16 protein-coding genes are annotated in these 12,279 nt (G+C 63.2%); 6 read left to right on the forward strand and 10 right to left on the reverse strand.

Annotated elements, in window-relative coordinates; all coding sequences use genetic code 11:
- Positions 1-65: 65 nt before the first annotated feature.
- The 3 genes from SC1_RS07175 to SC1_RS07185 all read right to left on the reverse strand — a co-directional run bounded on the left by SC1_RS07175 (position 66) and on the right by SC1_RS07185 (position 2,809).
- On the reverse strand, positions 66-674 hold the full coding sequence (locus tag SC1_RS07175) for a flavodoxin family protein (RefSeq protein ID WP_062179454.1): 609 nt from the start codon (positions 672-674) through the stop codon (positions 66-68).
- A 214-nt stretch (positions 675-888) separates the two neighbouring features.
- Entirely contained in the window at positions 889-1,680 is a 792-nt protein-coding gene (locus SC1_RS22620) for a BON domain-containing protein (protein WP_083435728.1), read from the reverse strand.
- Positions 1,681-1,885: 205 nt separating this feature from the next.
- Positions 1,886-2,809, reverse strand: a complete 924-nt coding sequence (locus SC1_RS07185) for an ATP-grasp fold amidoligase family protein (RefSeq protein ID WP_083435729.1) — start codon at positions 2,807-2,809, stop codon at positions 1,886-1,888.
- An 847-nt stretch (positions 2,810-3,656) separates the two neighbouring features.
- On the opposite strand from SC1_RS07185, the gene SC1_RS07190 reads away from it, so the two are divergent.
- From SC1_RS07190 to SC1_RS07195, 3 genes are all read left to right on the forward strand, one after another.
- Positions 3,657-4,217, forward strand: coding sequence for a type 1 glutamine amidotransferase domain-containing protein (locus tag SC1_RS07190; protein WP_062179457.1), 561 nt, complete (start codon positions 3,657-3,659; stop codon positions 4,215-4,217).
- A 162-nt stretch (positions 4,218-4,379) separates the two neighbouring features.
- The gene (locus SC1_RS22120) at positions 4,380-4,544 is read left to right on the forward strand and encodes a hypothetical protein (RefSeq protein WP_193749127.1); all 165 of its coding nucleotides are present in this window, start codon (positions 4,380-4,382) and stop codon (positions 4,542-4,544) included.
- A gap of 168 nt (positions 4,545-4,712) precedes the next feature.
- Positions 4,713-4,916 carry a hypothetical protein gene (locus SC1_RS07195; protein WP_054727962.1) on the forward strand — a complete coding sequence of 68 codons (204 nt, stop codon included), beginning with the start codon at positions 4,713-4,715 and terminating at the stop codon, positions 4,914-4,916.
- A 65-nt stretch (positions 4,917-4,981) separates the two neighbouring features.
- Here the strand turns inward: SC1_RS07195 and SC1_RS21810 are convergent, their stop codons facing one another.
- From SC1_RS21810 to groES, 3 genes are all read right to left on the reverse strand, one after another.
- Positions 4,982-5,131, reverse strand: coding sequence for a hypothetical protein (locus SC1_RS21810; protein WP_156344027.1), 150 nt, complete (start codon positions 5,129-5,131; stop codon positions 4,982-4,984).
- A 105-nt stretch (positions 5,132-5,236) separates the two neighbouring features.
- Positions 5,237-6,856, reverse strand: a complete 1,620-nt coding sequence (gene groL / locus SC1_RS07200; protein ID WP_062179460.1) for a chaperonin GroEL — start codon at positions 6,854-6,856, stop codon at positions 5,237-5,239.
- Between the two features lie 45 nt (positions 6,857-6,901).
- The gene (gene groES / locus SC1_RS07205) at positions 6,902-7,216 is read right to left on the reverse strand and encodes a co-chaperone GroES (protein WP_056350212.1); all 315 of its coding nucleotides are present in this window, start codon (positions 7,214-7,216) and stop codon (positions 6,902-6,904) included.
- Positions 7,217-7,475: 259 nt separating this feature from the next.
- Here groES and SC1_RS07210 point away from each other — a divergent pair, with 259 nt between their 5' ends.
- Positions 7,476-7,703, forward strand: a complete 228-nt coding sequence (locus SC1_RS07210) for a hypothetical protein (protein ID WP_056350214.1) — start codon at positions 7,476-7,478, stop codon at positions 7,701-7,703.
- Positions 7,700-7,969, forward strand: a complete 270-nt coding sequence (locus SC1_RS07215) for an usg protein (RefSeq protein WP_062179463.1) — start codon at positions 7,700-7,702, stop codon at positions 7,967-7,969. The genes SC1_RS07210 and SC1_RS07215 overlap by 4 nt, the downstream gene beginning before the upstream one ends.
- Positions 7,970-8,059: 90 nt before the next feature.
- On the opposite strand, the gene SC1_RS07220 is transcribed toward SC1_RS07215, so the two are convergent.
- Positions 8,060-8,539: an Hsp20 family protein gene (locus tag SC1_RS07220; RefSeq protein ID WP_056350218.1), complete on the reverse strand. Its 480-nt coding sequence runs from the start codon at positions 8,537-8,539 to the stop codon at positions 8,060-8,062.
- A 227-nt stretch (positions 8,540-8,766) separates the two neighbouring features.
- The gene (locus SC1_RS07225) at positions 8,767-8,952 is read right to left on the reverse strand and encodes a YdcH family protein (RefSeq protein ID WP_062183742.1); all 186 of its coding nucleotides are present in this window, start codon (positions 8,950-8,952) and stop codon (positions 8,767-8,769) included.
- 418 nt (positions 8,953-9,370) lie between these two features.
- On the opposite strand from SC1_RS07225, the gene SC1_RS07230 reads away from it, so the two are divergent.
- Positions 9,371-10,174: a class I mannose-6-phosphate isomerase gene (locus SC1_RS07230; protein ID WP_152682329.1), complete on the forward strand. Its 804-nt coding sequence runs from the start codon at positions 9,371-9,373 to the stop codon at positions 10,172-10,174.
- 130 nt (positions 10,175-10,304) lie between these two features.
- On the opposite strand, the gene asd is transcribed toward SC1_RS07230, so the two are convergent.
- The gene (gene asd / locus SC1_RS07235) at positions 10,305-11,168 is read right to left on the reverse strand and encodes an archaetidylserine decarboxylase (protein WP_062179469.1); all 864 of its coding nucleotides are present in this window, start codon (positions 11,166-11,168) and stop codon (positions 10,305-10,307) included.
- A gap of 160 nt (positions 11,169-11,328) precedes the next feature.
- Positions 11,329-12,207 carry a GNAT family N-acetyltransferase gene (locus SC1_RS07240; RefSeq protein WP_062179472.1) on the reverse strand — a complete coding sequence of 293 codons (879 nt, stop codon included), beginning with the start codon at positions 12,205-12,207 and terminating at the stop codon, positions 11,329-11,331.
- Between the last annotated feature and the right edge of the window lie 72 nt (positions 12,208-12,279).

Genomic DNA, 12,279 nt, shown 5'->3' on the forward strand with positions numbered 1-12,279 from the left:
TCTCGTAGCATGTGCGGGCCAAGGCAGCAGGATAGGAGGTCGGACGGCTCGCGCGATCGACCTGCTCAGCCAGGATAAGGTGATTCCCTCAATAGTCGGGCAAGATGCGTGGCATTAGCGGCCACCATTTTGGCGGTCTCGGTTACTTTGCTGGGGCGATGCTGAAGATCCTTGAAATCGACTGAACCCATCGCCTCACCGACCCAGTAGCAGGCGGCCACGGCGGGAATCGTCCATCCCACATCGTTCAGCGCCTGAAAGATTTGCGACGAAGCATTATGCGCGCCGTCTTCATTGCCGACGATCGCGGCAACAGCCACTTTCGAAAAGCTTGGCATCCGCCCCTTGTCGTCGGTCTCCGACAGGAAGGCATCCATTCGTTCCATCACAAGCTTGGCGACGCTTGATGCTTGACCCATCCAGATCGGTGTGCCGAAGATGAGAATATCGGAGGCGAGGATCGCCTCGCGAATTTTCGGCCATTCGTCGCCAGCACCCTCGTTCGAGGTGACACCCCATTTGATGCTGCGCGCGGCGATACGGATGGGCTTGCCGACACGGACGCCTTCCGCCTCGAAATGTTCGGTAAGCACCGCGAGCATGGCATCGGTCGAGCTCTTGCGGCCACGGGCCGACAGCGAGCAATTGATCGCGGTAGCGGTAATCGGGGGCATATCGTCTCCTTTACCCCGCCGGGGTGAAGCGCGCGCCGGTCGCGGTTGGTTCCGATGTCATACTGGCGGCGTACTCGGAATGACGATGAGCGTCCGCTCTCGACGCGCCTTGGGCGAGTTCCGACAGGGAATTCATGTTGAAAATATCGGTGCCGCCGAGCGCGGGCAGTAAGAAGGGGCCGCCAAAGCGGCCCCTTCCTGTCGGCTTGCCGGGTCAATCGAGCTTGGGACTGACGACGCCCGAGCTGTAGCGCAGATTGTTCTGCACATGTTTGACGCCCGTGACGTCGTCGGCGACATCTTCGGCGCGGCGCTTCGACCGGCGATCCTCGACCGTGCCGGAGAGCGTGACTTCGCCATCTGCGACGCTGACCTCGATCTCGGAGGCGTCGATCCAGACATCCTCGGTAAGACGGTCGTTCACGTCCTCGCGGATGCGCTCGTCGGAGCGGATATAGCTTTTGGGACCGCGGCCGCGATGATCGAGTTCCCGGCGACGGCGCGCGTCGCGATCGCCGAACCAAGAAAGCACTTCGTCGCCGGCGCGGTCGAGGAAGCCGCGTTCGTCCGGGTCATAATCGGGGCTGCGCGTCCGCGGATATTTGCCGTAAGGCGAATAGCCCTCGACCGGGAGATAGCCGAACTCGCTCGGCCAGTAGTTACCGCCGCGCGAACGATCCTCGCCTCGGGCTTCGCCGGCAGCATCGTAATAGGCGTCGCGGCGGGGCGTGCGGTCGTAACGGGGCCAATCGGAGCGCTCAGCGCGGCGGACCGGCCGGCGATAGTCGCCCGCGCGCTCATCCTCCCAATTATCGCGGCGATATTCCTGCTCGCGATAGGCGCGGCGCGGGCGGCGCTGCTCGCGCTCGTCTTCCTCGATCGCCACATAAGCGCGCGACGCATACTCTGCGGGGCCGCGGTTGTAGCGACCCGGCGATGCGCCGGTGTCGGGGCTGCTGTTGTCGCTATAATCCCAGAGCGGGGTGCGGTCGTCGAACCTGTCCATGATCCATCTCCATTTGTTGAGGGTGGCGGGCAGGTTGCCGGGAAGGGAGGCAACCCCCCGTCCCGCCGAACCGACGCATGGAGTGGGGGCAAGTTCCCGAACTGGGCGCAATATGTCGCGCTGCGACGTCAACGCATCGACGAATGTGACCCGATCTCTCCAATGGGCGGCTGGCGTCGCCGGCCTGCCGAATTCTCATGTAGAATCAAATCTGGAAAGGATCATACCCAGTGGGCCGCGCGTGCTTTGCGTCCGGCGAACTGGCTGCTGGGGAACCGGATCTCTCCAACGCATCTTTCCAAAGCCTTCCCAGCTCAACGTCGATCCAGTCGGCTGCAAACGGATCCAGGCCAGAGCCGGGATAAAGGCAAAACTCGCCGAAAAGCGGTTGGCAGTCGATTTCGTAAAAATCGACCCGAACGAAGGCTAGGTTCCCGGCAAGCGTCTCTGCAGCTTGCAGCATCGCCCCGAGGGAGGAGGGTCTGGAAGGTCGATCGGCGGCAGGCACGAGCTGCCGCCAGTTGCGGTCATGCAATATCCAGCGGTGACGGACACCGCGCCCCAAATGTACCTGGACGTGCGTCGCGGCACCGCCGAAGACGTAGATCTTGTAGTCGATGGGGAGAGGACGTGCGCCGCCGAGTAACGGCTCGGCGAAAACGCCACGAGGCACATTGCGATAAGCCCATTCGTCGAGCCAGCGGCCGTACTCCCGGCGCTGCCACCGGCGCGCGGCTCGCTTGACCTGCTTCCAGCGTTCGCAATCCGGAAACGTCTCCAGGATTTGATACTGGTTACACCCATGACGCGCTTTGACGATAGATGGGAGAGCGAACGGAATGAAGCGCGGCAGCATCTGGCCCTGCCAGAGCGTCGGTATGATCCAGTTTGCGCCGAGTTGCTTCGAGGCCAAGCGTTTTGCCTCAAGTTTATCCAGAAGCGTCGTTTGCAACGGTGACCGATCATTCAATTTGCGGAGCTGGACGAGCTCGGTGAAGCGCGTCGGATTGAGCAAGTCGGGCAGGCGTCGATGACGCAAGGCGTAGAGAAGGGCAATCCGGTGCGCGGCTCTCGAGGAGCCGACATTGCCCACTTTCGCCGGGTCTTCCGAGGCGCGCGAGAGTTTCATGCCATGTCGGTCTCACGGCTGAGCGACGTGTGGCCGCTATCGCGGAAGCTCGGCCGATCCAGGTTTATATCGCGGCAAAGCTGCATGCGGATACGAACGACCCGGCACAGAAAACGCTCCCGGCAATATCATCGACCGACCTCCGATCACCTAGGCAGCGCTCAGGCGCTCGGGTGCGACCAACCGGTGAGGAACGCGTGATCGCGCGCGCCGCTGCGGATCGCGTGCAGCATCGCACGTCTCAACCTAGGATCTTCATGAACGGGCAAAGGAAGATTGCTACCGGTCAGCCTATTCGAGCGAAGTGGGGGAAGTGGGGAGGGGAAGACCCCGGCGTGACTATACCCAAACAGAAAAAATGCTGACCGTGTATCCGATGATTTGATTGGAGCATCCGCTTGCCTCAAACATTAGGCGCGTAGCACACTCCGACGGCCAAGCTGAGCGATATGTCGTTGAGTCGGATATGCGCGCCGATATTCGGACAACGTTGGGGAGCGGCGCGGACGACGATTGAATGCGTACGCCGACGGCAATTCGACTGAGACGTGGGATCGAACAGCCGCGGCGATACGCGAAGCGATGCACATGGCGGCGGCAGACCGACCGATCACCGTCGAAGCCCGTGCGCCGTTCAAATGCAGTTGGCGAAGAAAGGTTGCAATGATGGGACGCACGGTCGCCGCCATTCTGGAAAATTGTCGAGGCTGCCCTCTACGCGATCGCGGCCTCAGGCATCGGTGCGGCCATTGTCAATAGCGGAGGACGAAGAGCAGCGCGCGCTGGCAAGGGCGGGAACGACGATAGCCGCGGCGCATTGGTCATGGGACAGCAAAGGAGCTTTCCGATGACCAAGGACAATATACTCGCCGGCTGCAGAATACTGATCATGGCGACAGATGGCTTCGAACAATCCGAACTCGAAGTGCCGCTTCAGCGTCTGGAGGACGCGGGCGCGGAGGTCGAAATCGCATCGATCGACGATGACGATATCACCGGCTGGGACGAAGACGATTGGGGCGACGAGGTCGAAGTCGATCTCAAGATCGCCGACGTCGACACCGACTGTTATGACGCGCTCGTCCTGCCGGGCGGCCAGATCAATCCCGACTTGCTGCGGGTTGAGGACAAGGCGATCTCGATCATTCGGGCCTTCGCAGGTGCTGGCAAGCCGGTTGCCGCGATTTGCCATGCGCCGTGGCTTCTTGTGGAAGCCGGGCTCGCATCGGGCAAGCGAATGACGAGCTACAAGTCGATCCGCACCGATGTTGCCAATGCCGGCGCGCAGGTGGTCGAAGAGAGCGTCGTGGTCGACGGCAATATCATCACCAGTCGCTGTCCCGACGACCTGCCCGACTTTTGCGATGCGATCGTCGCAGCGGTGGCCGACCGCAGGGCGCGGGCGTAGCTGTGCCGAGCTCAATACGGGACTGTTGAGTTGTGGAAAGGCGATCGCGTGCGGGCACGGCGGTTCTTGCGGTAAGCTGTTGAAAGCGGCGGGAACTCGCTGCTTTATGGCGCGTCGTTTCCAAGCCTGCCGCCCAAGCAGTTTGGAAAGAGGATGACCCACATGGGACAGAACAACCAGCAGGGCGGCCAACCCGATCGCAATCCGAACGAGAACCCCGGCCAGCAGGAACAGCAGGATCAGCAGCGTCGCCAGCCCGGTCGGGACAATGACCAGGACCAGGGCAACCAGGCCGGCCGCGACGACGAGAATCGTCAGAACCGCTGACGTCGGAAAGAAGAGTGACGCCGAGGCACCCTCTCGGGGCAGGGCCGCACTTCGATGCGGCCCGGCCTTTTCTATTCCCCGGTTGCGCCCATTCCAGGTGCAACCTTCCTAACACTTTGGCATTCTCCCTTCATCGATCGCGGACAGCGGAATGGGAAGGAGAGGCCCGTGCGAACGATTGAGATATGGCCCGACGAAATCGAGGGCGGCGACACCGAGCGAGAGGGTGTCTTCTACGCGACTATGCGCTTCATCGACAGGGAAGCTGAAACAGCCGTCGTGATCTATCTGCAACCCGAGATCGAGCGAGGCATGATCGCCGATCTTTACGGCTGGGCGCAAAGCCGCGGCATGACCGGCCGAACGAACTGAATAGGAAGCATGGGTTGGCAAGCGGTCGCCCGCCCGGATCGGAGCGCCCCTTGGCGGCCACCTTTTCAATGCGGAGACGTGGTTCGATGCAAGTCAGTCAGCACGGCGTTCCAGAATGCGATCTCTTCGTCATTGCCGCGGTCGCGCGACCATTGCACCTGCCTGGAGACGATGAAGTCGGCCTGTTTGCCATGCCGCAGCTTGATCTCCGACACACAATTTCGAATATTATGACCTCCGAACGGCATTGCCGATCTCCTTGATGCTCCGCACAGAAACAGGGCAGGTGAGGGCGGCGGTTTCCCGCCGCCCTCGATATGTCAGAAGTCCATCGCCGGCATCGGCGCGGCCTTCTCCTCCTTCGGCAGCTCGGCGACGAGCGCCTCGGTGGTGATCAGCAGCGACGCGACCGACGCGGCATCCTGCAGCGCGGTGCGTACGACCTTGGCGGGGTCGATCACGCCTGCCTTGACGAGGTCCTGATACTCGCCAGTGGCGGCGTTGAAGCCCCAGCTATACTCCTCGCTTTCGAGGAGCTTGCCGACGATCCAAGCGCCGTCCTCGCCGGCATTGTCGGCGATCTGGCGCGCCGGGGCGCGGAGCGCGCGGCGGACGATGTCGATGCCCGACTGCTGGTCGTCGTTCGCGGCCTTGAGGCCTTCGAGCGCCTTCAGCGACCGGAGCAGCGCGATGCCGCCGCCCGGAAGAATGCCTTCTTCCACGGCCGCGCGGGTTGCGTGGAGTGCGTCGTCGACGCGGTCCTTCTTCTCCTTGACCTCGACCTCGGTCGCGCCGCCGACACGGATCACCGCGACACCGCCCGCGAGCTTGGCAAGCCGCTCCTGAAGCTTCTCGCGGTCATAGTCGCTGGTCGTCGTCTCGATCTGCTGGCGGATCTGCGCGATACGGCCGTCGATATCCGACTTCGCGCCGACGCCGTCGACGATCGTCGTATTATCCTTGTCGATGACGACCTTCTTCGCGCGGCCGAGCATATTGATCGTGACGCTCTCGAGCTTGATCCCGAGCTCCTCGCTGACGACATTGCCGCCGGTGAGTACCGCGATATCCTCGAGCATCGCCTTGCGGCGGTCGCCGAAGCCAGGCGCCTTGACCGCTGCGACCTTGAGTCCGCCGCGCAGGCGATTGACGACGAGCGTCGCGAGCGCGTCGCCCTCGACATCCTCGGCGATGATGAGCAGCGGCCGACCCGACTGGACGACGCTCTCGAGGAGCGGCAGCATCGCCTGCAGGTTCGAGAGCTTCTTCTCGTTGATGAGGATATAGGGGTCGTCGAGTTCGACCTTCAGCTTCTCGGCGTTGGTGATGAAATAGGGGCTGAGATAGCCGCGGTCGAACTGCATGCCCTCGACCGTCTCGAGTTCGGTCGCAAGGCTTTTGGCCTCCTCGACGGTGATCACACCCTCATTACCCACCTTCTCCATCGCTTCCGCGAGGATGCGGCCGACCTCTTCGTCGCCGTTTGCCGAGATCGTCGCGACCTGCGCGATCTCGCTGTTCGCCTCGACCGACTTGGCGTGAGCCTTGAGATCCTCGACGACCTTGGTCACGGCGAGATCGATGCCGCGCTTGACGTCCATCGGGTTCATCCCCGCGGCGACCGCCTTCGAGCCTTCGCGGACGATTGCCTGCGCGAGCACGGTCGCGGTGGTGGTGCCGTCGCCAGCCTTGTCGTTCTGCTTGCTTGCGACCTCGCGCAGCATCTGCGCGCCCATATTCTCGAACTTGTCGGCAAGCTCGATTTCCTTGGCGACGGTGACGCCGTCCTTGGTGATGCGCGGTGCGCCGAAGCTTTTGTCTATCACGACGTTGCGGCCCTTGGGGCCCAGCGTGACCTTCACTGCATTCGCAAGCGTATCCACGCCGCGCAGCATGCGATCACGCGCGTCCGACGCAAATTTCACTTCCTTGGCAGCCATTTTTACCTCCTTCTTGCTGTCCTTTCAGTGGGTGATGAATGGGCGTTACGCCGCCTGCTTGAGCGCCTCGGCCTGCTCGATGACCCCGAGAATGTCGCTCTCCTTCATGATGAGCAGTTCCTCGCCGTCGATGCGGACCTCGGTGCCCGACCATTTGCCGAACAGGATCCGGTCGCCGGCCTTGACGTCGAGCGCGGTGACCGTGCCGTCCTCGGCGCGGGCGCCCGGGCCGACGGCGACGACTTCGCCTTCCTGCGGCTTTTCCTTGGCGGTGTCGGGGATGATGATGCCGCCCGAGGTCTTCTCCTCGGCTTCGATACGGCGGACGACCACGCGGTCGTGCAAGGGACGGAAATGCATGCATAACCTCCATGTTGCATAACGAAATGATAAGCCGGCGCGCCTGTCCGGGGCGCGCGGCGCCGATGAGCTAGGAAGGGATTTTTTTCGCTTCAAGAGGTCTGGCGAAAATTTTTTGATGGCTGCGCTGGCGCGAAACTAACGCCCCATATCAGGGGCTGAACCCTCTTGACTCGACTCGCTTCGCTCCCAAAATCTCTCCCTGCGGCACTTTGCCGCACGACGAGAAAGGAAAGGCTACAAGGAAGGAGGCACGATCATGTCCGAGCCATTTTCCCGTTTTCTTCATCCCTTCGACGTGGCGCGTCACCCGAGCCTCGAGCCCGAGGTCAAGCGCGCCCTTCTCGCATCCTGGGCATCGGATCGCTCGGCGGTCCGCAACAAGCCCGCGCTTCGCAAACCCCCGGGGGCGAGGCGAGCGGTGCCAGTCGACGATGTGCTCGCGGCGCTTCGGTCGCTCGACGGCGGCGAGACGCGCGCGCCATGACCGATCGCGCGCTGATCGCACAGTTGGACGGCTATGGGCTGACGACCGCCGAGATCCATTATTACCGGCCCGATCATCCCTCGCTGCTCCAGCTCTTCGTCTGGCAGGATTATGATCTGCCGCCGGATTTCCCGGTGCTGTTCGACTTTCTTGCCATGTGGCGGCGGCAGATCGAAGCCGCGCTCCATTCGGTGCGGATCGCGCACGATATGCTGATCGGACCCGCCGAGTGGAGTGCGGCAGATATCATTCGCTCGCTCGATTGAGATCGGGGCTGCGGCCGCCACCGTCCGGCGTTTAAATGCAATTTGATATTGAAGGGCGGGGCCAACGCTGAACGGCGGCCCCGCCCGTTGTTACGCTTTTTCGAGCGTCTTTTCGTTCGACGATCCGATCCGGCGCGGCTCGGTGTCGCCGCCGCCGATCTCGATCTTGCGCGGCTTCATCGCCTCGGGGACGACGCGGCTGAGCTCGATCGAGAGCAGCCCGTCGGCGAAGCTCGCGCCGCCGACCTCGATATAGTCGGCGAGCTGGAAGCGGCGCTCGAACGCGCGGCGCGCGATGCCGCGGTGGAGATAGACGAGCTTGGCGTCTTCCTCGGCGGGCTTGCCCGTGACGCTCAGTTGGTTCTGCTGCGCGACGATCTCGATCTCGTCGGGCTTGAAGCCCGGGACCGCCAGCGTGACGCGGAAGCGGTCATCGGCATCGCGCACGATGTCGAAGGCGGGAAAGCCATCGGACGTTTCGCCGCGCTGCCCCTTCTCGAGCAGGTCGAAGAGATGATCGAAGCCCACCGTCGAGCGGCGGTAGGGGGTAAAGTCAAAATCGGTTCTCATTTCCAAATCCTCCTGATTGAAGCAATTCGGGCATGAGATGCGCCGGGACTCAGAGCCGGCGCTCTCTATGTCCTCAGGACCCGGAAAATCCGGCATCCGGGAAAAAATTAGGAAGCCATTTTTTCGATTTCAAGAGGTCGCGCGCGCGAAGATTCTGGATGCGCCATGTTCCGAAAATCCGCAGCGCCAAAGTGCGGAGCCGCAACGCGCGCGGCTCCGCGATCGGGTCAGGCGACGCGACTGTTGCCGGTATCGCGGCTCCATGCCGCGATCTGGTCCTTGATCGCCAGCTTCAGCTTCTTGAGCCGCGCAATCAGGACTTCGTCGGGCTGGCGGCGCTGCGCCTCCCGATCGATCTCGGCGTCGAGGCGGGCATGCTCGCGCCGCAGATAATCGATATGTTTGCTGGACATCTTCTTCTCCATGCCAAGTTGAGGATGTTGCAGCCCGAGCGGCTGCGGCGTGGATGTAGGAAAGCTATGGTCAGGATTTCAAGGGGTTGAAGTGTCCGCCTGTGGGAGATGTCGGAAGCTGTGAAGAGCATCGCGCGGCGCCCCGCAGGGAAGGCACGACAGGCGGCATCGGGAAGCAAAGATGTAGAGGCCTTCGGCGCGCTACAGCTAAATCGTCACAACATGGGTTAGTCGCTGCAACCCGGCCCGGCGACCATTGTTTCGGTAGCATGCCAACTCGCGAGCAACAACTTTACCCGCTCTTCCGGCGCGTCGCCGACGCCATTTGCGCTGTCCGCCTTCCTGGCCGCGCCTGGGAATATGCGCTGCGCCGGAGCCAGCCGGCATATGCTTCAGAATGGGAGTGATGGATGTGACCATGAAAGCACAAAAGCTTGATACGATCTGGGTCGAGAAACCCTGGGGCGTCGATCGGCTTCCCCCGCCCTTCGATGCACGGACTGGTGGTCGCGTCGGCGAAATCTGGTTTCGTCCCCCCAAATCCAATCCGCTGCTCGTGAAATATATCTTCACGAGCGAGCGCTTGTCTATCCAGGTCCATCCCGACGACCGGCAGGCGCAGGCGCGCGGACTTCCCGCAGGCAAGGAGGAATGCTGGTATATTCTGGGTGCCGAACCGGATGCTATGCTCGGGATCGGTACGCGTCGTTCGCTCAGCGAGCGCGAACTCGCCGAAACCGCCCGCTCGGGCGCTATCGAGGCGCTCATGGAGTGGCATCCCGTGCGGGCGAACATGTTCTTTCATATTCCGCCCGGAACCGTCCATGCAATTGGTGCCGGGGTCACGCTCGTCGAAATCCAGCAGAATGTCGATGTCACCTATCGTCTCTACGATTACGGCCGCCCGCGCGAGCTGCACCTCGCCGATGGGACGGCGGTCGCGAAGGCCGCGCCAATGTCACGCGATCTCTGCCGCCAAGTCGATATCGCAGAGAGCGCGTTGTTGCTCGACAGCCGCCATCTCGTGGTCGCGCACCTGAACGCCAACGACCTTTCGCCGCTTGCCGATGCGAGGGATGGGGCGATGATCGTCCCGCTCAGCGGCACGGTCGCAGCTGACGGCGTGACCGCGCAGGCGGGCGAGTGCCTGTGGGCCGAGGACGTCGCTACCATCGAGGCCGGAGCCGGCGCGCGTTTTCTGGCGGGTTGGCACAAGCCTTGACGCCCCGCTCGACCTTGGCGCGTCACCGATGGGGGCCGATCCGCCTGCGCCAACTGGCCTGGCACCGTCCCGCCGCCCGAAACGCCCAGCGAGGCGCGTCGGCTGCCGCGCCGGTTACAGGGTTGATCGGCTATCCGCCCGAGGCCTTTTCTACGGCGCTTCCCATCTCCTCCCCGAGGCGTACCCGCCGTTCGGGAAACCAGTCGGGGTTGAACGCGATCGCCTGCTTCTCGAACAGCATCACGATCGTGGAGCCGAGGAGAAAGCGACCCATCTCGTCGCCCTTGCGCAGCGCGGCTTCATCGGGGGCGTAGGACCATGACGATATCTTGCCCGATCGCTTTGCGTTCACCACGCCATGCCATGGCGTCGCGATGCTGCCGACGATGGTCGCACCTACGAGTATCATCGCAAAATGGCCGTGAGTGGGGGACTCGAACAGGCATATGACCCGCTCGTTGCGCGCGAAAAGGCCGGGCACCCCGCGCGCGGTCGTCGGGTTGACGGAAAAGAGCGAGCCCGGGACGTGGATCATGCGTCTGAGCTCCCCGTCGCACGGCATGTGCAGCCGGTGATAATCCTTGGGCGAAAGATAGAGATTGGCGAAACTGCCGTCGCGAAACGTCGCCGCGAGAGCGGCGTCGCCGCCCAGTATCGCGGTGGTGGTGAAACGGTGGCCCTTGGCCTGGACGATGTGATGATCGTCGATCGCGCCGAACTGGCTGATCGCACCGTCGACCGGACAGATGAAATCGGCCGCGGCAAGCGGGCGGGCGCCCGCTAACAGCGGGCGCGTGAAGAAGTCGTTGAAGCTTGCATAGCTCCGAATATCCGGATTGTGGGCCTCGCTCATGTCGACGCCGTATCTCGCTACGAACCATCGGATCAGCTTGGGGGTCAGCCAGCCGGACGATGAAGCCACACGGCCGGCGAATTCGGTCAGCCGCCGCTTCGGCATCGCATGCTGCGCAAGAATTGTCAGGCGCTCGAACATGATATCATCCGTTGGTCGATGCTGCGGAGGGAAAGCCGATCGCCTGGGGAGAGACGACGGCGCCCGCCTCTTTGTTCCGGCGGTGATGCATTATCCCGATGTCGTGGGGCAAGGGAAGGCGCATGGCCGGGAGCGGAAGATAATCGGGTAGGGCGCGCGCTCAGTCTCGCCGGGCCTTTGGCGCCCCTCCCGCCGAACGGACGAAGCGGTAACTCTTCTGCTCATAGTTCCGCGCGCGCAGGAAGTTGTGGGCGTTGTTGATCATGATGTCGCTCATGATCTCGATCGTGCCGCATCCGGCCTTGGTGAGCGCCGTCTCGGCGGCGGTCAGGAGCGCCGTCCCGATGCCGCGCCGACGACGCTCGCCGTCGACAAGCAGCAGGGTGACGCGGCCGACGAGGCCGTGCTGCAAGGTCGGAACGACCGCCCAGGCGCAGCATCCGACCAGCCCGCCGGCATCGGCGACGAGAAGCGCGGCCTTGGCCTTGCCGATCGCCTCGATATTCGCGTCGATCGATATGCGCTTGGGCGGCTCGGCAAGCTGCGCGAGCAGACGGGCGAGAGCTTTTCGGTCCTTGCCCGTCGCGGGCCGCAGGCTGAGCTCGGGCTCGGGCAGGGCTTCGGGTTTGACGATCCTCAGCGCCGGCTTGGCTTTCGGCGGCGGCGGCGGATCCTGCCGCCTTCGTACAGGCTCGGGTGACGGTGGCGGACGCGTTTTTCCGCGTCGACGGATGGGTACTTGCTCCTCGATAGGTTCGGCGGCTTTCGGTGCCTTCTTGGCAGGCTTCGCCGCGGGTTCGCGTTCGGCCGAGAGTTTCCAGCTGTCGGCCGCGCCGCCGCGAAGATAGTGCGCGATGTCGGCGGCGCTTGCCGTGAGCCCTTGTTCGCCGATCCCGAGGAGCGGCTTGCCAGCCGCATCGGTGAGGCCGAACTTCCCATAATCGCCAACGCCCGGCGTTCGCTTTCGCGACCGGACGAGTTTCATCCCGCGGTGTTCGGCGATTGCGCGAAGCTCGTCGGCTGTCGGCTCGGTTGTCATCGATCAGGGCCGGAGAGGAGAGGCGGGGCGGGTCTGCGGGGAGGGGGCGCTCGCTCGGACCGGCGGCGCGCG

The organism is Sphingopyxis sp. C-1 (genome assembly GCF_001047015.1).
In the GTDB taxonomy this organism is placed as follows: Bacteria; Pseudomonadota; Alphaproteobacteria; order Sphingomonadales; family Sphingomonadaceae; genus Sphingopyxis.